The sequence below is a fragment of the Mesorhizobium sp. LNHC229A00 genome (genome assembly GCF_000502415.1).
Lineage (GTDB): Bacteria > Pseudomonadota > Alphaproteobacteria > Rhizobiales > Rhizobiaceae > Mesorhizobium.
The window spans coordinates 371,170-390,693 of the sequence record NZ_AYWQ01000001.1; the positions used below are offsets into that span (position 1 = coordinate 371,170).

Consider the following 19,524-nt stretch of genomic DNA (forward strand, 5'->3'; position numbering starts at 1 on the left):
ACATCATGAATCTGTTTCGCAACGTCGTGTTCGTCGCGGCGATCGCGGGGCTTGTGGCCGGTGTCGTTCTCGCCTGCATGCAGGCCTATGCCACCGTGCCGCTGATCCTCAAGGCCGAAGTCTACGAAAAGGCCGGCGGCGGCCACCACCATGATCACACGGCCGCACCAGCGGCGACCAATGACGCGATGAGCACGGTGGCGCCCGCTGGGAATGCCACGAGCTCTGCCGCGCCCGCGGGCACCGATGCCATGGCACCGGCGGAGGAAGACGAAGGCTGGGCGCCGGCCGACGGTTTCGAGCGTTTCGCCTTTAGCGTGGTTGCCAATATCGTCACCGGCATCGGCTTCGCGCTGGTCCTGGTCGCGGTTTCCGAGTTCTTCGGTGGCGTCGGCAACTGGCGCCAGGGCGTGTTCTGGGGCTTGGCCGGCTTTGCCGTGTTCACACTGGCACCGGGCCTCGGACTGCAGCCGGAACTGCCGGCAATGCCGGCGGCCGATCTTCTGCCGCGCCAGATCTGGTGGACGGCAACGGCGGCCGCGACCGCGATCGGCCTAGGCCTGATCGTGTTTCGCAGATCGTTGCCATTGACCATCCTCGCCGTCTTGCTGATCGTCGCGCCGCATGTCGTCGGCGCGCCGCAGCCCGACAGTTTCGAGACGCCGATCCCGGAAGGCCTGCACCATCAGTTCGTGGTGGCGGTGACGGTGACCAATCTGGTCTTCTGGCTGGTGCTGGGCGCGATCGTGGGCGTGGTGCGCCGGCGCTTCACCGGCACGGCGACCAGCATGCGCGACAGTTTTGCCTGATCGCGGCAGGCTGACCTTCATCATCGGTGGTGCGCGCTCCGGCAAGAGCGCGCACGCCGAAACCCTGGTGACGGCATTGGCCTCGCCATGGGCCTATATCGCCACGGCGCAAGCTTATGACAACGAGATGCGCGAGCGCATCGCGCTGCACCGCTGGCGGCGCGGTGAGGGCTGGTCGACCATCGATGCGCCACTCGACCTCGCCGAAGCGCTGGAGGCGTCGCCGGACGGTCAGCCGGTGCTTGTCGACTGTCTGACGCTGTGGCTGACCAATCACATGCTGGCCGATCACGACGTCGATGCCGCGTGCCGACGGCTGGCGGACGTGCTGTCTCGGCCGCGCGGACCGTGGTTCGTGGTGACGAACGAGGTCGGGCAGGGCATCGTGCCCGACAACGCGTTGGCGCGCCGGTTTCGCGATGACGCCGGCCGACTTAACCAGCGGGTCGCGGCAGTGGCCGACACGGTGCTGCTCATGGTGGCGGGGCTCCCGCTCAAGGTGAAGTGAAATGACCGACGACAAGGATGAAGAACGCCATCGCGCCAAGATGGCCAAGCGCAAGGCGGTGCAGGACGCCGAGGTTGCGGGCAAGACGATGGAGAAGGGATTGCTGATCGTCAACACCGGTCCCGGCAAGGGCAAGACCACGGCCGCCTTCGGTCTCGCGCTGCGCATGCTCGGCTACGGCAAGCGCGTCGGCGTCGTTCAGTTCATCAAGGGCAAATGGCACACCGGCGAGAAGGACGCCTTTGCCGCCTTTGGCGACCGCGTCGTCTGGCATGCAATGGGCGAGGGTTTCACCTGGGAGACCCAGGACCTGAAGCGCGACATCGCGGCCGCCGAGGCCGCCTGGGCCAAGGCCCTGGAATTGATCGACGATCCCTCGATCAGCCTTGTCGTGCTCGACGAGCTCAACATCGCGTTACGCTACGATTATCTCGCTCTCGACAAGGTGGTTGCGGCGCTCAAGGGCCGGCGCGAGGGTCTGCATGTCGTCGTCACCGGCCGCAACGCCAAGCCGGGGCTGGTCGAGGCTGCCGATCTGGTCACCGAGATGGGCGTGACCAAGCATCATTTCTCGGCGGGCGTGAAGGCGCAGCAAGGCATCGAGTTCTAAAAAACCAGAACAGCGATCAGCGCGACCAGGCCGAACAAGCCGATCAGCAGGTAGTCCGCGACCCGGTAAAGCTTGAGCGCCCGCCTGATGTCGCCGCTGTCGACATCGCGGCGGCCGCCTTCGCCCATGAAGATGTCGTCGACCATGATACCACCATAGCTGCGTGGTCCGGCGAGCGCCAGCCCAAGCGCGCCGGCCATGCCCGCTTCCGGCCAGCCAGCATTGGGCGAGCGGTGTTTTTTCGCGTCACGCCGCACTGCCTGCCAGGCACCGCGGGGGTCGGCGCCCTCGACCAGGAGGGAAGCGAGCACGATCAGCAGCGCCGTCAGCCGCGATGCCGGCAGGTTGATCCAGTCGTCGAAGCGCGCCGCCGCCCAGCCGAAGGCCTCATGGCGCGGAGTCCGGTGGCCGATCATCGAATCGGCGGTGTTGGCCGCCTTGTAGGCAGCGCCGCCGGCGAGCCCTCCGACCCCGGTCCAGAAGGCGGGGGCGACGATGCCGTCGGAAAAATTTTCCGCTAGGCTCTCGATCGCCGCGCGGCAGACGCCGGCGCGGTCGAGCGTCTCGGGATCACGGCCGACGATCCGCGAAACGGCGGCCCGGCCCATGTCGAGGCCTCCGCTGTCGAGCGCGTCGGCGACGGCTTCGACATGTTCGTAAAGGCTTTTCTGCGACAGGAGCGATGTCGCCAGAAAGACGGCAATGATCCACCCCAGGGGGACAAACCAGAGCAGAACAAGCTGCACGCAAAGGCCTGCTATCGCCGGCACCAGCACGATGAACAGAAGCGCCTGGACACCACGTTGACGACGCAGCGCGTCGGGATCAGTGGCGCGATTGAGCCGCAAGTCGAGAAAGGATATCAGCCTGCCGAACCATGTCACCGGATGGCCGATGGCGCGAAACAGCCAGTCGGGATAACCAAGGGCGAATTCGACAATTAATGACAGGAAAGCGATCAGGACTGACATGAAGCTTCTTGAAGGAGCGGTGGACCATGGTGGAAGTCTTGGCCGGGCAAGGGCGCTTTTCCCCAATGCCGTGCTGCCTTTCGTCGACCTCTCGACCGGTATCAATCCGCACTCCTACCCGCTTTTCGACCTGCCCGCCACCTCGCTGTGGCGATTGCCAGAGGCCGCGCGTGGGCGCGAATTGATAGAGATTGCGGCCAACATCTATGGCGCGCCTTCCCCAGCAAGCGTGGTGGCGGCCCCTGGTACGCAGATCCTGTTGCCGCGCGTCGCCTCGCTGGTGAGGCCCGGCAAGGCAATGGTGCTTGGGCCGACCTATGCCGAACACGCCCGGGCGGCGGCGATTGCCGGGCACGACGTGGTCGAGGCCAGCGATTTCGCGACGTTGGCGGAAGCGGACCTCGCCATCATCGTCAATCCGAACAATCCGGATGGGCGCATCATCGAGCGCGACCGGTTGCTGGTGCTGGCCGCCGGACTTCGCGCCAAGGGCGGGCTGCTGGTCGTGGACGAGGCGTTCATGGATGTGGGCCCACGCGAGCACAGCCTCGCCGGCGATGTCGGCCAGGGCGGCATCGTCGTGCTACGTTCCTTCGGCAAGTTCTTTGGTCTGGCAGGCCTGCGGCTCGGGTTCGCGCTTGCCGACGCGCCGACCGCTGAACGGCTGGACATGCAGTTCGGGCCATGGGCTGTCGCAGGACCGGCCCTGGAATACGGCGTCCGCGCGCTCGCCGATCTCGACTGGCAGGATGCGATGCGGGCCTCGCTGGCGGAAGCGACGGGGCGGCTCGACGCGCTGTTTAGCCGTTTCGGCGTTCCCGTCGCGGGGGGCACCACGCTGTTCCGCTATCTCAGCCTGCCCGATGCCAGCGGCCTGTTTTCCGGGCTTGGCCAGAGCGGTATCCTGCTGCGGCATTTCTCCGAACGGCCCCATGCCCTGCGCGCCGGCCTGCCGGGGAGCGAGGAGGAATGGCGCAGGCTCGAATCCGCCCTTGCCGATTGGGCGTCGCGGCGCGAGGATCGGTCGAAAGGTTTCAAACAATGATCCATGTCTGCTCGCTGGCGAAGATCGAGGAAGTGGTGGCCAGGACCGGCGCCGACCGCATGCTGTCGCTGCTCGCCGCCGGAACGGACGTAATCCGACCGGCCTCGATCGCTCGGGAAAACCATCTGCACCTGGTCATGCACGACATCGCCGTGGCGCAGGACGGCATGACCATGCCGGGCGAGGAGCATGTCCGTAACCTGCTCGATTTCGCACGCCGCTGGGACCGGGCGAGACCAATGCTGGTGCACTGCTATGCCGGCATCAGCCGTTCGACCGCCTCGGCCTATATCATCGCCGCGGCTTTGGCGCCGAAACGCAACGAGGTGGAACTGGCGCAGACGCTGCGAGCGCTGTCGCCTTCGGCGACCCCCAATCCGCGGCTGATCGCGGTGGCCGACGCGCTGCTCGAGCGCAACGGCCGCATGATCGAGGCGATCGAATCGATTGGGCGCGGCGCCGACGCCTTTGAAGGCACGCCGTTCGCGCTCAAGATCGACGGCTAGTTATTTCAGCCACTCCGCGAGCTTGGCCTTGCGCACATCGCGCACCAGGTTGATGAACCCGTCAGCCTGATATTCCGAGGTCAGCCGGCCTTTCTCGGCTGTCGCGATGCTGGCGTCGCCGACCACGCCGTTCGGGTTGAGATCGCTGGCGATCCAGGCGAAGGCGTGGGTGCCTGTCTGGCGCAACAGCGAGAATTCCTGCTCGGCCTTGGCGACATTGGAAACGAAATTGTCGGCCTTGCCCATCTCGACGAGATCGGGCCGGAAATGCAGCATCAGCGACGTCTCGACATCGCCGCCATGAATGCCATGACGATCCTCGAGTTCGGTGTACATGCCGGCCGGGCGGCCAAAGCGCTGCCAACTGGTCTTCACCGCCAGCATCTTTTCGCGCACGCGCAATTCCCGCGTGACGATGCCCATGATCTCCTCATTGCCGCCATGCGAATTGACGACGATGAGCTTGCGCACGCCGGCGCGCGCGATCGAGACGCCAAGCTCGGTCCAAGCGTCGACCAGCGTCGTTGCCGGCAGGGTCAATGTGCCCGGCGCGTGCAGATGCTCGTTCGACTTGCCCACCGCCTGGACCGGCAGGATGCGGATATCGAGATCGTCGGGCAAGCGTGAAATCACCGTATCGAGCATGCCGTTCATGATCGAAGTGTCGGTCGAGACGGGCAGATGCGGTCCATGCTGCTCGATCGCCGCCAGCGGCAGCACCGCGATTGTCGCCTCGGGATCGATCGAGGCGTATTCGGTGGTCCGGTAGTCGCCCCACCATACGCGTTTCTTGCCAGTAGTCATGTCGCGCCTCTTCAATGATCAGGTCAGACCTAGCGCGGTGCGGCCGGCCTGTCGATCACCCGGCCGCGATGGCCTCGACCTCGACCTTGAATTCGGGCCGGGCAAAGCCGGAAACGATCATCAGCGTCGAGGCTGGCGCCGGGCTGGAAAACAGCCGGTCGCGGACCTCCATGTAGGGCCGCAGATGGCTGCGGTCGGTGACGTAGGCGTTGATGCGAACGATGTCGCCAAGTCCCAGCCCGGCTTCGCCCAGAACCGCCGCGATGTTCCTGAAGCAGAGTTCGGCCTGCGCGCCGGCGTCTTCCGGTATCTGGTCGTCCGCCGTGATGGCGACCTGGCCCGAGCACAGCACCAGCCGCTTCCCGGCCGGCACCTCGACGCCGTGGCTGTAGCGGGCAAAGGGCGGCTTGATCGACTTAGGGGTGAGGAACTTGAACATGGCGATCTCCTGGATATCGCCAGCCTAAGGCCGGAGGCATTGCACCATCAAGATGGTGGTGCATGTCGCCCGTGCGATTGTGGACAGGCGTTCAAAAAATAGGCACGATGCGCTTCGGTGCAGCACGACCTTTCCGGCTTTCGCAGATGGCTGTGGTGCAGGCGGGCGGGTCCCGGCGCGTGACGCTGGTGGCATGTGTCTTGCTTCTTGAATCTTTGGTGTCAAGCACGGCGCGCAACGCGCCGGTGCAAATAAAGGGCGGTGGTCAATGTACGTGAAACAGAAGATTTCGGCCGCGGTGGTGGCACTGCTTGCGGCCAGCACGCTGGGCGCGGCGGCGAATGAAAAAGTCACTTTCGGCACCAACTGGCTCGCCGAGCCGGAACATGGCGGCTATTACCAGGCCGTGGCCGATGGCACCTACGCCGCCTGCGGTCTCGACGTCACCATCATGCAGGGCGGCCCGCAGGTCAGCGGCCGGCCGATGCTGCTCGCCGGCAAGATAGATTTCTACATGGGCGGCAATTTGCTGTCTGCCTTCGACGCCGTCCAGCAAGGCATTCCGATGCGTGTGGTGGCAGCCGACTTCCAGAAGGACCCGCAGGTCATCATGTCCCACCCTGGCGAGGGGCTCGACAAATGGGAAGACCTCAAGAACGCCGAGCAATACATACTGGGCGACGAAGGTGTGCAGACCTTCTTCCAGTGGATGGTCATAGAGCTCGGTTTCGACGCTTCAAAGCGCGTGCCCTACACCTACAACACCGCGCCTTTCCTCGCCAACAAGAAGTCGATCCAGCAGGGCTACGTCACCTCGGAGCCGTTCGCGGTCAAGAAGGAAGGCGGCTTCGTGCCGAACCAGTTCCTGCTCGCCGACTATGGCTGGGACACCTATTCGACCACGATCGAGGTGATGCAGGAGACGATCGACAAGAAGCCTGAGGTGGTCCAGTGCTTCGTCGATGGCTCGGCCAAGGGCTGGTATAAATACCTCTACGGTGACAACAAGGCCGCTAACGACATGATCAAGAAAGACAATCCTGACATGAGCGACGAGCAGATCGCCTTCTCGATCGAGCAGATGAAGAAGTTCGGCCTGGCCGATTCCGGCGACACCGAGAAGCTCGGCATCGGCGCCATGAAGGAAGAACGTATCAAGAGCTTCTACGACAAGATGGTCAAGGCCAAGGTCACGCCAGAAGGCATCGACATCACGAAAGCCTACACGCTGGCCTTCATCAACAAGGGTGTCGGGCTCGAGCTGAAGAAATAGGCCGGCCCGGCATGATGCGCGAACAGGTGGCGCAAGCGCCAGCCTCGGACATGGCTCCGAGCTTGCTGGCGCTGCGTGGCGTCGGCAAGGTCTTTTCCAATGGCGTGACGGCGCTTAGCGATGTCGACCTGACGATCCGGGAAGGTGATTTCCTCAGCCTGCTCGGACCGTCGGGCTGCGGCAAGTCGACGGCGCTGCGGCTGATTGCCGGCCTGTCCACGCCGACATCCGGCGTGCTCGACTGGCGCGGCGGCGGTTCGCTCGACCGCGCCAATATCGGCTTCGTCTTCCAGGAGCCGACGCTGCTGCCCTGGGCCAGCGTCTTCGACAATGTCTGGCTGCCGCTCAGGCTGAAAGGCATCTCCCGCGCCAAAGCCGCCCCGGCGATAACGGAGATGCTGGCGCGGGTGCACCTCACCGGCTTCGAGGACGCCGTGCCGCGCGAACTCTCCGGCGGCATGAAGATGCGCGTCTCGATCGCGCGCGCCATGGTGACCAAGCCACGCGTGCTGTTGATGGACGAGCCGTTCGCGGCACTCGACGAGATCACCCGCTTCAAACTCAACAACGACCTGCTGGAACTGTGGCAAGACGAACGCTTCACCGTCGTCTTCGTCACTCACAGTGTGTTCGAAAGCGTGTTTCTCTCCAACCGCGTCGTGGTCATGGCGGCTCGGCCGGGCAGGGTGTTCGACGAACTCGCGATCGAGGCCTCCTATCCGCGCGATGAGGCGTTTCGCACCTCGCCTGACTATGCGGCCCTTTGCCGGCAAGCCTCGGATGTGTTGGTCAATGCCATCAATTCAACAGTGGGCTCGCATCATGACAGCCATTGACGGCACGTTGAAACTCGACCCCGAGGAAGCGCGCCGCGTGCGACAGGAGCGGTTTGAGCGGATCGGCCGCTGGGTTCTGCCGCTGGCGATCATGATCCTGGCGATCTGGCTGTGGGACCGCATCTGCGTGTGGAACGAGATCCCGCAATACATCCTGCCGCGCCCCGGCGTTGTGCTGAGGACGCTCTACAACGATGCCGGCCTGCTGTTTTCCGCACTGCTGGTCACCTTGCGCATCACCTTCCTCAGCCTGCTGCTGGCGGTTGTCGGTGGCGTCGGCCTGGCGGTCTTGTTCGCCCAGTCGAAGTGGGTGGAGATGTCGTTCTTCCCCTTCGCCATCGTGCTGCAGGTTACACCGATCGTGGCGATCTTTCCGCTGATCAACATCTATGTCGACAATCAGATGACCAAGCTCCTGCTCTGCGCCTGGATCGTCGCCTTCTTCCCGATCCTGTCCAACACCACGCTCGGCCTCAACTCGGTCGACCGCAATTTGCGCGACCTGTTCAAACTCAACGGCGCGACGCGCTGGCAGCAGTTGCGCTATCTCAGACTGCCGGCGGCGATGCCGTATTTCCTCGGCGGGCTGAAGATCGCCGGCGGCCTGTCGCTGATCGGCGCCGTGGTGGCCGAGTTCGTCGCCGGCGCCACTGGCCAGTCGTCCGGGCTTGCCTCGCGCATCATCGAAGCGGGTTACCGGCTCAACGCGCCAAGGCTGTTCGCGGCGCTGTTCCTGATCTCGCTCACCGGCATCCTGATCTTCCTCGTGCTGTCGCTGATTTCGCATCTCATTTTGCGGCGCTGGCACGAGAGCGCGCTGAAGCAGGAGCGTTAGGCCTTTGATTCCCAACGCAGGTTCATACCGGCTCGCCAACGCCCGGCTTCACGCGTCCCTGACACCAGGGCTCGCCGCGACCTATGACAGCGACGGCTTTGCGCTTGCCGATATCGCTGTCGCAGATGGCAGGATTTCCGCCATCGCAGCGCACGATCGTGCAGCCATATCCAGCGGTGCCGTCGATCTCGCCGGCCGTATCGTGCTGCCCTGCTTCGTCGATTGCCACACGCATATCGACAAAGGGCATATCTGGCCGCGAAAGCCCAATCCTGATGGCACCTTCATGGGCGCGCTCAATGCCGCCGGTGCCGACCGCGTGGCGCGCTGGACCGCCGAGGATGTGGCGCGCCGCATGGATTTCTCGCTGCGCTCGGCCTACGCGCATGGGACCAGGGCGCTTAGAACTCATATCGATAGCGTCGCGCCGCAGGAGGAAATCTCCTGGCCTGTGTTCGAGACGATGCGCGACGCATGGCGTGGCCGCATCGAATTGCAGGGTGCCTGCCTGCTCGGCATCGAGGGCGTGCGCGACACGAAATGGTTCGACGGGCTGGCCAAACGCGTGGCCGCCGCCAAGGGCGTGCTTGGCGTCGTCACCTACATGGTGCCGGACCTGGAAGAGCTGCTCGATCATGTCTTCGCGCAAGCGATCAAGCACGGGCTCGACCTCGATTTTCACGCCGACGAGACCGACGACATCGCGGCAATTTCGCTGAAGAAAATCGCCGAGGCGGCGCTGTGGAACGGCTTCGAGGGCAACATCCTAGTCGGCCATTGCTGCTCGCTGGCGCGTCAACCCGATCTCGAGGTGCTGGACACGCTGGACAAGGTGGCGAAGGCCGGGCTGGCAATCGTGTCGCTGCCGATGTGTAATCTCTATTTGCAGGACCGTCGCGCTGACCAAACCACACCGCGCTGGCGTGGCGTGACGCTGCTGCATGAGATGAAGGCGAGGGGCGTTCCCGTGGCCGTCGCTTCGGACAACACGCGCGATCCCTTCTATGCCTATGGCGATCTCGACATGCTGGAGGTCTACCGCATGGCAACGCGCACCCTGCATTTCGATCATCCGGTCGGCGACTGGCCGCAGGCGGTCACCGCGACGCCGGCCCAGGTGATGCGGCTCGAGGGCTTCGGCACGCTCGCCGCCGGAGGCGATGCCGACTTCGTGCTGTTCAAAGGTAGAAGCTGGACGGAATTGCTGTCGCGCCCCGAATCGGATCGCATCGTCGTGCGTGCGGGGCGAGCGATAGATCGGCAATTGCCCGACTATGCCGAACTCGACGGACTGATGGTGGAATGATGGATCTTTCGGCGCTCAAACGTGATCTCGACGGGATCAAACTCGACGACAATCCAGCCATCGTCCAGCAGAAGAGCCGCGACTTCTACTGGTACAGTCCGATGCTGAAACAACAGCTCGACCATGTCACCGGCGACCTCATCGTGACGCCCAGGAACGAGGCCGAACTGATCCGCGTGCTTGCCGCCTGTCATCGCCATGGCGTGCCGGTGACGCCGCGCGGCAGCGGCACCGGCAATTATGGCCAGGCAATGCCGCTTTCGGGCGGTGTGGTCCTTAATCTCGCCGAGATGAACGAGATCAAGTCGATCGCGCCGGGGCGCGTGGTGACCGGGCCGGGCGCGGTCCTGGCCGACATCGACAAGGCGACGCGCGCGCATTCCGGGCAGGAGCTGCGGCTATCGCCCTCCACCTACAACACCGCCTCGATCGGCGGTTTCATCGCTGGCGGCTCAGGCGGCGTCGGCTCGATCAATTTCGGCGGATTGCGTGATTTCGGCAATGTGCTGCGTCTGCGCGTGGTGACGATGGAGGCCGAGCCGAGGGTGCTCGAACTCACCGGCGAGGACCTGCACAAGGTGACCCATGCGTATGGCACCAATGGCATCATCTCCGAGGTCGAGATGCCGCTGACGGCGGCCTATGACTGGATCGACGTCATCGTCGACTTCGACCAATTCATGGATGCGGCGCACTATGGCAATGCGCTGGCCTGCCAGGACGGCATCCTGACCAAGCTGATCACGCCGATATCAGCACCCGTGCCTCAGCTTTATTTCAAGCGGCACCAGAAATTCTTCAGGGAAGGTCAAAGCATCTGCGTCATCATGGTGGCGCAACATGGGCTAGATGCTTTTCTGGCCTTTACGCGCCGCGCCGGGGGTGAGGTGATCTACAACGCCACCACGGCGACGCCGGAGGAGAAAAAGGGCCTGCCGCCAACCTATGAACTGGCCTGGAACCACACGACGCTCCGGGCGCTGCGCGTCGACCCCGCCATCACCTACCTGCAGTCGCTCTATCCCTTTCCCAACCAGCTGGCGCTGGTCGAGAAAATGGATGGGATGTTTCCCGGCGAAGTGTTCTCGCATCTCGAATTCGTGCGGCTGGATGGCAACATCACCTGCTTCGGCCTGCCGCTGGTCAAGTTCACCACAGAGGCGCGGCTTAACGAGATCATCCGCCTGCATGAGGAAAATGGCTGCCCGATCTTCAACCCGCACCGCTATACGCTGGAAGAGGGCGGCATGAAGCAGACCGACGCGGTGCAACTCGCCTTCAAGCGCGAGACCGACCCGCAAGGCCTGCTAAACCCCGGCAAGATGATCGCCTGGGAAAACCCGGACTATGACTACCGTTCGGGCCGGACGTTCCTGTTCAAGGGACTGCAAAAGGCAGGGTAATGAACATCCTCGTCCTCTATGCCCATCCGGTCGAGACCAGCTTCAATGCCGGCCTGCACCGGATGATCGTCGAGCGGCTCACGATGGCTGGCCATTCGGTCGATGACTGCGATCTCTACGCCGAGGATTTCGAACCGCGGCTCACCCGCCAGGAACGGCTGGACTATCACAATCCGCGCGGCTGCGCCGACCCTGCGGCACCCTATGTCGAGCGCCTGTTGCGGGCCGATGCGCTGGTGCTTTCCTATCCGGTCTGGAATTACGGCTTTCCAGCAATCCTGAAAGGGTTCTTTGATCGCGTCTTCCTGCCGGACGTGTCGTTCAAGCTGGTCGACGGCAAGGTGCAGCCGTCGCTGCACAACATAAGAAAGGTCGCGGCGGTCACCTCCTATGGCGGCAGCCGGTTCCGCGCCTTTCTGATGGGGGATCCGCCGCGAAAACTGATCAAGCGCATGCTGCGCGCCACGGTCAAGCCGGGCGCGCCGGTGACCTACCTCGCGCATTATTCAATGAACCTGTCGACCGATGAAACCCGGAAGTCCTTCACGGCGAAGGTCGCGGCCAGCATGGATGCATTCTGATGCGTGCGCTTGTCGTCTATTGCCATCCGGTGCCGGAGAGCTTCTGCGCTGCCATTCGCGACACCGCCGTGGATGTGCTGACGCGGCGAGGCTGGGACGTGCGGCTGCTCGATCTCTATGCCGAAAAGTTCGATCCGGTGATGAGTTGCGAGGAGCGGCGTACCTACAACAGTCAGGCGCCGCAGGATCCGGCGCTGAAACCGCATTTCGAACTGCTCAACTGGGCCGAAGCGATCCTGTTCGTCTACCCGACCTGGTGGTACGGGCTGCCGGCGATGCTGAAGGGCTGGCTCGACCGGGTGTGGGCGACCGATGTCGCCTTCAAGCTGCCGGCGGGCAAGGGAGGGATCAAGTCGCTGATGACGCATGTTACCAAGGTCGGCGTCATCACCACTTGCGGTGCACCGACCTGGTGGAGCGTCGTCGTCGGCCAGCCCGGGCGAAAGACCTTGTTGCGCGGCATGCGGGCCCTGTGCGCCAGGCGCTGCAAGACGTTCTTCCTGGCGCATTACTTGATGGACGCCTCGACGCCGCGGACGCGAGCGGCGTTTCTGGTCAAGGTGCGGGCGAAGCTGGAGCGGTTTTGAGCAATTAGCGCCCTTGTCCGTTTACGGGGAGAAGATGCGGGCAGGCAGATGAGGGGCAGCGTCAGCGTTTGCCTCAGTTCGAGACGTTCGCGCCGCCCCTCATCCGGCCCTTCGGGCCACCTTCTGCCCGTGAACGGGGAGAAGGAAGAGGCGCCGCGCTACATCTTCGTCCGTTCCGACCTCGGATCGTACATCGGTTTCACCGATGCCTCAGCCGCAAACCGTTCGCCGGCGATCTCGATTTCATAAGTCGAGGCGAGCACATCCGCCTCGCTCTGCCCTTGGCACGGCACATAGCCCAGCCCGATCGCTCCGCCGAGATGGTGGCCGTAATTGCCCGAAGTGATCGGACCGATGATCTTGCCATCGCGCAGGATCGCCTCGTTGTGGAAGAGCAGGGGCTGCGGGTCCTTGAGGCGGAACTGGACCAGGCGGCGGTTCAATCCGGCCTCCTTCTTCTTCAGCACGGCATCTCGGCCGATGAAATCGCCCTTGGCCGTCTTCACCGCGAAGCCGAGGCCCGCCTCCAGCACATTGTCCTCGTCGGTGATGTCGTGGCCGAAATGGCGGAAAGCCTTTTCGATGCGGCAGGAATCCAGCGTGTGCAGTCCGCAGAGTTTGAGGCCGACATCGGCGCCGGCCTCGTCGATCGCCTCGAAGACGTGGGCGGCCTGTTCGGTCGAGATGTAAAGCTCCCAGCCGAGTTCGCCGACATAGGTGACGCGATGCGCCCGGGCGAGGCCCATGCCGATTTCGATCTCCTGGAACGTGCCGAAGGGATTGTTCTCGTTGGAGAAGTCGTTGGGGCTGACCTTCTGGATCAGTTTTCGCGCATCCGGGCCCATCACGCAGAGCACGCTTTCAGCGGCGGTTACGTCCGTGATGACGACGAACTGGTCGCCGACGTGCCGGCGCAGCCAAGCGAGGTCGCGCTGCAGCGTGGCGCCCGGCACGACGAGGAAATAAGCCGTATCCGAAAGCCGCGACACGGTGAGGTCGCTCTCGATGCCGCCGCGCTGGTTGAGCATCTGCGTGTAGACGATCTTGCCCGGCGCGACATCCATGTCGTTGGCGCAGAGCCTTTGCAGGAAGGTACAGGCGTCGCGCCCCTCGACGCGGATCTTGCCGAACGACGTCATGTCGAACAGACCGACCTTGTTGCGGACCGCCAGATGCTCCTCGCGCTGGTTGTCGAACCAGTTCTGCCGCTTCCAGGAATAGCGATATTCGCGCTCCTGGCCTTCGCGGGCGAACCAGTTGGCACGCTCCCAGCCGGCGACTTCGCCGAACACTGCGCCGCGCGCCTTCAGATGCTCGTGCAGGGGCGAGCGGCGGACGCCACGCGAGGTTGCCATCTGGCGATAGGGGAAATGGTCGGCATAAAGCAGGCCGAGCGTTTCGGAGACGCGTTCCTTGAGATAGCGGCGGTTCTTCTGGAACGGCTGAGTGCGGCGGATGTCGACTTCCCACAGGTCGAACGGGGCTTCGCCATCGTTGATCCACTGCGCCAGCGCCATGCCGGCGCCGCCCGACGAGACGATGCCGATCGAATTGTAACCGGTCGCCATCCAATAGCCGCGCAACTCCGGCGCCTCGCCGAGATAGTAGCGATCGTCAGGGGTGAAGCTTTCAGGGCCGTTGAAGAAAGTGTGGATGCCGGCCGTCGCCAGCATCGGCATGCGGCTAACGCCCATTTCGAGGATCGGTTCGAAATGGTCCATGTCCTCCGGCAACTGGTCGAAGCAGAAATCCTCGCGGATGCCGCCCATGCCCCATGGCTTGGCTACTGGCTCGAAAGCGCCGAGCATCATCTTGCCGGCGTCTTCCTTGTAGTAGGCGCACTCGTCCGGCACGCGCAGCACAGGCAGGCGGCCAAGGCCGGGGATCGGCTCGGTGACCAAATAAAAGTGCTCGCAGGCGTGCAGCGGGATGTTCACGCCGTTCTGGGCGCCGAGGTCGCGCGCCCACATGCCGGCGCAGTTGATGACGATGTCGGTCTCGATCGTGCCCTGGCCTTCGCCTTGCGCCCAGGACACGCCGGAGACGCGGCCGTTTTTAGTATGGACCTTGGTGACCTTCACATTCTCGGCGATGGTGGCGCCGCGTTGGCGGGCACCCTTGGCCAGCGCCATGGCGATGTTGGCCGGGTCGCACTGGCCGTCGAGCGGCAGATGCACGGCGCCGACNTCGGTCTCGGCTTCCAGCTTGACGTAGAGATCGGCCGAATATTTCGCCAGCCGGGTCATGTTCTGCGAGCCGCGCAACTGGCCGATCAGCCCGGCGGCGTGCCATGTCGTGCCCGAGGTCAGCTGCTTGCGCTCCAGAAGCACGATGTCGGTCCAGCCAAGCTTGGCCAGGTGGTAGGCCACCGAGCAGCCGGAGACGCCGCCGCCGATGATGACGGCCCTTGCCTTGGCGGGAATGGCTTTCGTGGGAAGGCTCCTGGCGGTCATGCGGCCTCACGACGGTAGCTGGAAACGAAACGGCGCAGCCGGGCGGCTGCTTCCCTGAGCACGGGTTCGGGCTGGCACAGGCTGATTCTGATATGGCCGGCGGCGGCTTCGCCGAAGCTCGAGCCCGGCATGACGCCGACCTTCTCCTTGTCGAGGAAGGCGAAGGCGAACTTCTCGTCGTCGGGTTCGACATCAGATATGTCGAGCATGACATACATGCCGCCTTCGGAACCGCGCACGGTGACATCGTTCATGCCGCGTACCGCATCGAGCAGGACGGTGCGGCGTGCCGCGTAGCGTTCGGCGATGTCCTTGACGCCATAGTGCTGCTCCAGCGCCTCGGTGCAAGCGATCGAGATGAAGGCCGGCAGGCCATAGGTCGTCACCAGGTTGAGATTGATCAGCAGCGTGATCATTTTTTCCGGACCGGTCAGCCAGCCCATGCGCCAGCCGGTCATGCCGTGGCTCTTGGACATCGAGTTGATCACCAGCGTGCGCTCGGCCATACCGGGCAGCGAGCGCGGCGAGACATGCTCGCCGCCGCCCAGCGTCCAATAGACCTCATCGGACAGCAGCCAGAGATCGTGCTCACGGCAGATTTCGGCCAGCTGTTCCAGCGGCTCGCGCGAATAGACGGCACCGGTCGGGTTGTTCGGTGTGTTGATCAGTATGGCGCGCGTGTTGGGCTTGATTGCCGCACGGATCATGTCCGCGCGCGGTTGGAACCCATCCTCGGCCGGTGTTTCGACGACGGTGAAACTGGCACCGGCGGCACTGAAGGTGTTGGGATAGGTAGCATAGTAGGGGGCAACCACGATGGCGTGGTCGCCCGGGTCGAGAACGGCCTGCACGGCCGCGTAAAGTGATGCTTGGCCGCCGGGCGTGGCGATGACTTCTTCCGGCGTCGTCTCGACACCGGTGCAGGCGCTGGAGGCCGCCGCCATCGCCTTGCGCAGGCGCGGCAGACCGGGCAGCGGCGTGTAGTGATGGTTGCTGCCGCGAACCGCCGCAACGCAGGCTTCGATCGTCTCCGACGGCGTGTCGAAATCGTGGTCGCCGACCGACAGCATGATAATGTCCTCGCCGGCTTCCTTGCGGGCCCAGGCGGCGAAATGAACTTCCCAGCCGTCCTTGCCCGATGGCACGATGCCGGTGATGCGCGATGATGGTTTAGGCATGTGAGACTCCCGAGATCGCGTAGCCGCCCTGTTGCAGCCGGTCGCGCAAGGCGGCGATATGGGCAGGACCGACCTCGCAGCAACCGCCGACGATGTCCGCACCCGCTTCCACCCAGCCGACAGCCTGGTCGGCGTAGGCATCCGGACCGAGGTCGTGGCGGGCATGCAGTACATCCACCGTGCCGCCATGCTTGAGCGCTTCGGTGGAAGTGAAGCCATTGGCATAGGCACCGACCGGGCCGCCGAGCTCGATCAGTTCAGGCAAGGCCGCCGCGATCGCTTCGGGGCGGCAGCAGTTGAGCAGCCGCGCCGCCACCGGCAGATTCCCGAGCGCATCGGTCGCCGACGCAATCGTCTCGCCGCTGCGCAAGCGCGGCGTGCCGTGATCGGCCAGCGTCCATGACACCCAGGCAGGCTTGCCGCTTTCCGATGCGGCGGTGACGGCCGCGCGCGCTTCCTCCGACGACGCCATGGTCTCGCAAAGGAACAGGTCGACACCGTCCGCCTGCTCGGCGACGATGCGGCGGTAGATGTCGAGCGTGTCCTGGTAGGAGATCGTCAGCGCCGGTGCGTAGCTGCCGAAGAGCGGCGACAGGCAGCCGGCGATCGCCGCATCGCCGGCCTCGTCGCGCGCTTGCCTGGCGAGCTCGATGCCAAGCTTCTGCAATGGCTTGAACAGGTCTTCCGCGCCTTCGCGCGCCAGGCGTTCGGGGGTCGCAGAATAGGTGTTGATGGTGATGACGCGGGCGCCGGCACGGATGAATTCGGCATGCAGGCCTCGCACAAGGTCCGGTTCGTCGATCAGCACCCTGGCCGACCACAGCGGCGTCGGCTCGGACCGGCTGCGCCGCACCAACTCCTGGCCCATGCCGCCATCAGTGAGGATAACGTTCTTCATGCGCGCAGTCTTTCGTTCCTGGGATCCCACAAGGGCTCGTCCTGTTGCACGATCGCCTTGAAGCGATCGCCGAAGATCTCGACCTCAACTGATGTGCCGGGTTCGGTCAGGTCGGCGCGCAGCATGCCGAGCGCGATCGCCTTGTCGATGCGATGGCCCCAGCCCGCCGATGTCGTCTCGCCGACGATCTGGCCGTCATGCCAGAGCGTCGACATGTAAGGTGCGTCGCAGTCGCCGGGATCTTCGACGACCAGCGTGACGAAGCGTTTCTTCACGCCTTGCTGTTTTTCGTTCTGGAGGGCCACCTTGCCACGGAAATCGGGCTTTTCCCATTTGACAAAGCGCTCTAGCCCGCCCTGCAGGATCGAATAGTCGGTAGACAGATCACCCTTCCAGGTCCGGTAGCCTTTTTCGAGCCGCAGCGAATCCAGCGCGTACATGCCAAATGGCTTCAGCCCATGATTCTGCCCGGCAGCGCAGATCGCATCGAAGATCGCGGCAGTGTCGTCGACCCTGGTGTGGATTTCCCAGCCTAGCTCGCCGGCGAAGGAGACGCGGACCAGCTTGGCCCATCGCCCGGCAATCCTGGTCTCCTGATGCGTCAGCCAAGGCAAGATCAGGTCGGCGTCACAGACGTCGGCAAGGATTTTTCGCGAGTTGGGACCGGCCAGGATCTGCGTGGAGAATTCTTCCGTCCGGTCGATCAGCTTGAACGCCGCATCCCCGGGCATGTGCGATTTCAGCCATTCGAAGTCATGCCACTGTGCCACCGCCGCGGTGATCAGCGTCATGGACTCCTCGCCATGACGCACCACCGACATTTCGGTGACGATGCGGCCCTTGTCATCTGAGAAATAGACAAGGCCGATGCGGCCGGGTTTCGGCACCAGGCCGGTCACCTGCCGGCTCAGCCATTCGGCGGCACCAGGGCCCTCGAGATTGAAGCGCGAGAAGCCGGGCAGGTCGAGGATGCCGGCGGTGTCGCGGACAGCCAGGCACTCTTCGCGCACGCGCTGCTGCCAGGGACCGTCGCGACGGAAGGTCAGCGTGGCTTCCTCGGAGACGTCGTCGCCGTCCTGCGCGTACCAGGTGGCGCGTTCCCAGCCATTATAGGCGTCGAAACGGGCACCCAGCGCCTTGATCCGATCGTGGATCGGCGACAGTTTCCTGTCACGTCCTTCCGGCCAGGCATGGCGCGGGAACTGGATGGCGTATTCGTTGCCGTAGATCTCCATGCCCTTGGCCACGCAATAGTCCGGCGCGGAAGCAAAGGAGGTGAAGCGGCGCGGATCGCACGACCACATGTCCCATTCGGTCTGGCCTTGCGTCACCCATTCGGCCAGCACCTTGCCGGCACCGCCGCCCTGGGCGATGCCGAAGGTGAAGACGCAAGCCTCGAAGGCGTTGGGAACGCCGGGCATCGGCCCGATCAGCGGATTGCCGTCCGGCGCATAAGGGATCGGACCGTTGATGACCTTCGACAGGCCGGCGGTGCCGAGGATCGGCACACGGGCGACGGCGTCGGCCAGGTAATGTTCCAGCCGGTCGAGGTCGTCGGGGAAGAGCTGGAAGGAAAAATCGTCCGGCATGGGATCGTTGTGGGTGGCCCAGTGCGCGCGGCAATTGCGCTCATAGGGGCCGAGATTCATGCCAGCCTTTTCCTGGCGCAGATAATAGGAGGTATCCACGTCGCGCAGCAGCGGCAGCTTCTTGCCCTGCTCCTTCGACCAGGCGGCGAGTTCGGGGATTTCCTCGAACAAAATGTACTGGTGGCTCATCACCATCATCGGCACTTCGCGGCCGAACATCCTGCCGACTTCGGCGGCACGGTAGCCGGCAGCATTGACGACGATCTCGCAGCGGATCTCGCCTTGCGGCGTCTCGACCACCCACTCGTCCTTTTCGCGGCGCACACCTGTCACGGAGCAGAACCGGATGATTTTCGCACCCATGTCGCGCGCGCCCTTGGCCAGCGCCTGCGTCAGCTGTGCCGGGTCGATGTCGCCGTCGCTCGGATCGTACAGCGCGCCCTTCAACTCATGTGTTTCGAGGAAGGGGTAGCGGCGCTTGATTTCGTCGAGCCCGATCACGTCCATGTCCATGCCTTGGTAACGGCCCATGCCCTTGGCGCGCTGGAATTCCTGGATGCGCTCCTTCGTGTGGGCTAGCCTGAGCGAGCCGGTGACATGGTAATTCATGGGATAGTCGACGGCGTCGGCGAGGCCGCGATAGAGCTCGGTCGAATAGCGCTGCATGTTCATCAGCGACCAGGAGGAGGAGAAGGTAGGCACATTGCCGGCCGCATGCCAGGTCGAGCCGGAGGTCAGCTCATTCTTTTCCAGGAGCACGCAGTCCGTCCAGCCGGCTTTAGCCAGATGATAGAGCGACGAGGTGCCCACAACGCCGCCTCCGATGATCACCACGCGCGCCGTGCTCGGCAAACCCGCCATCTTCTTCTCCCAATCTCAAGCGCGCTGCGCCG

General features: G+C 64.0%; 19 protein-coding genes. 12 read left to right on the forward strand and 7 right to left on the reverse strand.

The window, feature by feature from the left end:
• The first annotated feature begins 5 nt into the window (after positions 1-5).
• From X742_RS167790 to cobO, 3 genes are read left to right on the forward strand one after another with little or no spacing between them, the layout of a single operon-like run.
• On the forward strand, positions 6-809 hold the full coding sequence (locus tag X742_RS167790; protein ID WP_023769810.1) for a CbtA family protein: 804 nt from the start codon (positions 6-8) through the stop codon (positions 807-809).
• Positions 802-1,317: a bifunctional adenosylcobinamide kinase/adenosylcobinamide-phosphate guanylyltransferase gene (gene cobU / locus X742_RS167785; protein ID WP_023769811.1), complete on the forward strand. Its 516-nt coding sequence runs from the start codon at positions 802-804 to the stop codon at positions 1,315-1,317. The genes X742_RS167790 and cobU overlap by 8 nt, the downstream gene beginning before the upstream one ends.
• Position 1,318: 1 nt before the next feature.
• Positions 1,319-1,927 (forward strand): cob(I)yrinic acid a,c-diamide adenosyltransferase, encoded by a 609-nt coding sequence (gene cobO / locus X742_RS167780; RefSeq protein ID WP_023769812.1) that lies wholly within the window; start codon positions 1,319-1,321, stop codon positions 1,925-1,927.
• On the opposite strand, the gene cbiB is transcribed toward cobO, so the two are convergent.
• The gene (gene cbiB, locus X742_RS167775) at positions 1,924-2,898 is read right to left on the reverse strand and encodes an adenosylcobinamide-phosphate synthase CbiB (RefSeq protein WP_023769813.1); all 975 of its coding nucleotides are present in this window, start codon (positions 2,896-2,898) and stop codon (positions 1,924-1,926) included. The two genes, cobO and cbiB, sit on opposite strands and share 4 nt — an antisense overlap.
• On the opposite strand from cbiB, the gene cobD reads away from it, so the two are divergent.
• Complete coding sequence (gene cobD / locus X742_RS167770; protein WP_023769814.1) at positions 2,897-3,943, forward strand: threonine-phosphate decarboxylase CobD; 1,047 nt, start codon at positions 2,897-2,899, stop codon at positions 3,941-3,943. The two genes, cbiB and cobD, sit on opposite strands and share 2 nt — an antisense overlap.
• The gene (locus tag X742_RS167765) at positions 3,940-4,449 is read left to right on the forward strand and encodes a tyrosine phosphatase family protein (RefSeq protein WP_023769815.1); all 510 of its coding nucleotides are present in this window, start codon (positions 3,940-3,942) and stop codon (positions 4,447-4,449) included. The genes cobD and X742_RS167765 overlap by 4 nt, the downstream gene beginning before the upstream one ends.
• Here X742_RS167765 and X742_RS167760 read toward each other — a convergent pair whose 3' ends face one another.
• Together X742_RS167760 and X742_RS167755 are read right to left on the reverse strand one after the other, a co-directional pair.
• On the reverse strand, positions 4,450-5,253 hold the full coding sequence (locus X742_RS167760) for a creatininase family protein (RefSeq protein WP_023769816.1): 804 nt from the start codon (positions 5,251-5,253) through the stop codon (positions 4,450-4,452). It lies immediately after the preceding gene.
• Positions 5,254-5,308: 55 nt separating this feature from the next.
• Positions 5,309-5,692: a RidA family protein gene (locus X742_RS167755; RefSeq protein WP_023769817.1), complete on the reverse strand. Its 384-nt coding sequence runs from the start codon at positions 5,690-5,692 to the stop codon at positions 5,309-5,311.
• 268 nt (positions 5,693-5,960) lie between these two features.
• On the opposite strand from X742_RS167755, the gene X742_RS167750 reads away from it, so the two are divergent.
• From X742_RS167750 to X742_RS167720, 7 genes are read left to right on the forward strand one after another with little or no spacing between them, the layout of a single operon-like run.
• Entirely contained in the window at positions 5,961-6,965 is a 1,005-nt protein-coding gene (locus tag X742_RS167750) for an ABC transporter substrate-binding protein (RefSeq protein ID WP_015317382.1), read from the forward strand.
• An 11-nt stretch (positions 6,966-6,976) separates the two neighbouring features.
• On the forward strand, positions 6,977-7,801 hold the full coding sequence (locus X742_RS167745) for an ABC transporter ATP-binding protein (RefSeq protein ID WP_023769818.1): 825 nt from the start codon (positions 6,977-6,979) through the stop codon (positions 7,799-7,801).
• The gene (locus X742_RS167740) at positions 7,788-8,636 is read left to right on the forward strand and encodes an ABC transporter permease (protein WP_023769819.1); all 849 of its coding nucleotides are present in this window, start codon (positions 7,788-7,790) and stop codon (positions 8,634-8,636) included. Before X742_RS167745 ends, X742_RS167740 begins: the two co-directional genes overlap by 14 nt.
• Positions 8,637-8,640: 4 nt before the next feature.
• Positions 8,641-9,942 carry a cytosine deaminase gene (locus X742_RS167735; protein WP_023769820.1) on the forward strand — a complete coding sequence of 434 codons (1,302 nt, stop codon included), beginning with the start codon at positions 8,641-8,643 and terminating at the stop codon, positions 9,940-9,942.
• Positions 9,942-11,345 carry an FAD-binding oxidoreductase gene (locus X742_RS167730; RefSeq protein WP_031247596.1) on the forward strand — a complete coding sequence of 468 codons (1,404 nt, stop codon included), beginning with the start codon at positions 9,942-9,944 and terminating at the stop codon, positions 11,343-11,345. The genes X742_RS167735 and X742_RS167730 overlap by 1 nt, the downstream gene beginning before the upstream one ends.
• Positions 11,345-11,926 carry an NAD(P)H-dependent oxidoreductase gene (locus tag X742_RS167725; RefSeq protein ID WP_023769822.1) on the forward strand — a complete coding sequence of 194 codons (582 nt, stop codon included), beginning with the start codon at positions 11,345-11,347 and terminating at the stop codon, positions 11,924-11,926. Before X742_RS167730 ends, X742_RS167725 begins: the two co-directional genes overlap by 1 nt.
• Complete coding sequence (locus tag X742_RS167720) at positions 11,926-12,513, forward strand: NAD(P)H-dependent oxidoreductase (RefSeq protein ID WP_023769823.1); 588 nt, start codon at positions 11,926-11,928, stop codon at positions 12,511-12,513. The genes X742_RS167725 and X742_RS167720 overlap by 1 nt, the downstream gene beginning before the upstream one ends.
• Before the next feature lie 158 nt (positions 12,514-12,671).
• Here X742_RS167720 and X742_RS167715 read toward each other — a convergent pair whose 3' ends face one another.
• Genes X742_RS167715 through X742_RS167700 form a run of 4 tightly spaced genes read right to left on the reverse strand, consistent with a single transcriptional unit; the run spans position 12,672 to position 19,492 of the window.
• Positions 12,672-14,966: an FAD-dependent oxidoreductase gene (locus X742_RS167715; protein ID WP_031247598.1), complete on the reverse strand. Its 2,295-nt coding sequence runs from the start codon at positions 14,964-14,966 to the stop codon at positions 12,672-12,674.
• On the reverse strand, positions 14,963-16,144 hold the full coding sequence (locus tag X742_RS167710) for a pyridoxal phosphate-dependent aminotransferase (RefSeq protein WP_023769825.1): 1,182 nt from the start codon (positions 16,142-16,144) through the stop codon (positions 14,963-14,965). The genes X742_RS167715 and X742_RS167710 overlap by 4 nt, the downstream gene beginning before the upstream one ends.
• Entirely contained in the window at positions 16,137-17,042 is a 906-nt protein-coding gene (locus X742_RS167705) for a homocysteine S-methyltransferase family protein (protein ID WP_023769826.1), read from the reverse strand. Before X742_RS167705 ends, X742_RS167710 begins: the two co-directional genes overlap by 8 nt.
• Positions 17,039-19,492 carry an FAD-dependent oxidoreductase gene (locus tag X742_RS167700; RefSeq protein ID WP_023769827.1) on the reverse strand — a complete coding sequence of 818 codons (2,454 nt, stop codon included), beginning with the start codon at positions 19,490-19,492 and terminating at the stop codon, positions 17,039-17,041. Before X742_RS167700 ends, X742_RS167705 begins: the two co-directional genes overlap by 4 nt.
• Between the last annotated feature and the right edge of the window lie 32 nt (positions 19,493-19,524).

Coding starts and splice junctions, on each gene's coding strand:
- X742_RS167790 (WP_023769810.1), top strand. CDS start 6: ATGAATCTGTTTCGCAACGTCGTGTTCGTCGCGGCGATCGCGGGGCTT.
- cobO (WP_023769812.1), top strand. CDS start 1,319: ATGACCGACGACAAGGATGAAGAACGCCATCGCGCCAAGATGGCCAAG.
- cobD (WP_023769814.1), top strand. CDS start 2,897: ATGAAGCTTCTTGAAGGAGCGGTGGACCATGGTGGAAGTCTTGGCCGG.
- cbiB (WP_023769813.1), bottom strand. CDS start 2,898: ATGTCAGTCCTGATCGCTTTCCTGTCATTAATTGTCGAATTCGCCCTT.
- X742_RS167765 (WP_023769815.1), top strand. CDS start 3,940: ATGATCCATGTCTGCTCGCTGGCGAAGATCGAGGAAGTGGTGGCCAGG.
- X742_RS167760 (WP_023769816.1), bottom strand. CDS start 5,253: ATGACTACTGGCAAGAAACGCGTATGGTGGGGCGACTACCGGACCACC.
- X742_RS167755 (WP_023769817.1), bottom strand. CDS start 5,692: ATGTTCAAGTTCCTCACCCCTAAGTCGATCAAGCCGCCCTTTGCCCGC.
- X742_RS167750 (WP_015317382.1), top strand. CDS start 5,961: ATGTACGTGAAACAGAAGATTTCGGCCGCGGTGGTGGCACTGCTTGCG.
- X742_RS167745 (WP_023769818.1), top strand. CDS start 6,977: ATGATGCGCGAACAGGTGGCGCAAGCGCCAGCCTCGGACATGGCTCCG.
- X742_RS167740 (WP_023769819.1), top strand. CDS start 7,788: ATGACAGCCATTGACGGCACGTTGAAACTCGACCCCGAGGAAGCGCGC.
- X742_RS167730 (WP_031247596.1), top strand. CDS start 9,942: ATGGATCTTTCGGCGCTCAAACGTGATCTCGACGGGATCAAACTCGAC.
- X742_RS167725 (WP_023769822.1), top strand. CDS start 11,345: ATGAACATCCTCGTCCTCTATGCCCATCCGGTCGAGACCAGCTTCAAT.
- X742_RS167720 (WP_023769823.1), top strand. CDS start 11,926: ATGCGTGCGCTTGTCGTCTATTGCCATCCGGTGCCGGAGAGCTTCTGC.
- X742_RS167710 (WP_023769825.1), bottom strand. CDS start 16,144: ATGCCTAAACCATCATCGCGCATCACCGGCATCGTGCCATCGGGCAAG.
- X742_RS167705 (WP_023769826.1), bottom strand. CDS start 17,042: ATGAAGAACGTTATCCTCACTGATGGCGGCATGGGCCAGGAGTTGGTG.
- X742_RS167700 (WP_023769827.1), bottom strand. CDS start 19,492: ATGGCGGGTTTGCCGAGCACGGCGCGCGTGGTGATCATCGGAGGCGGC.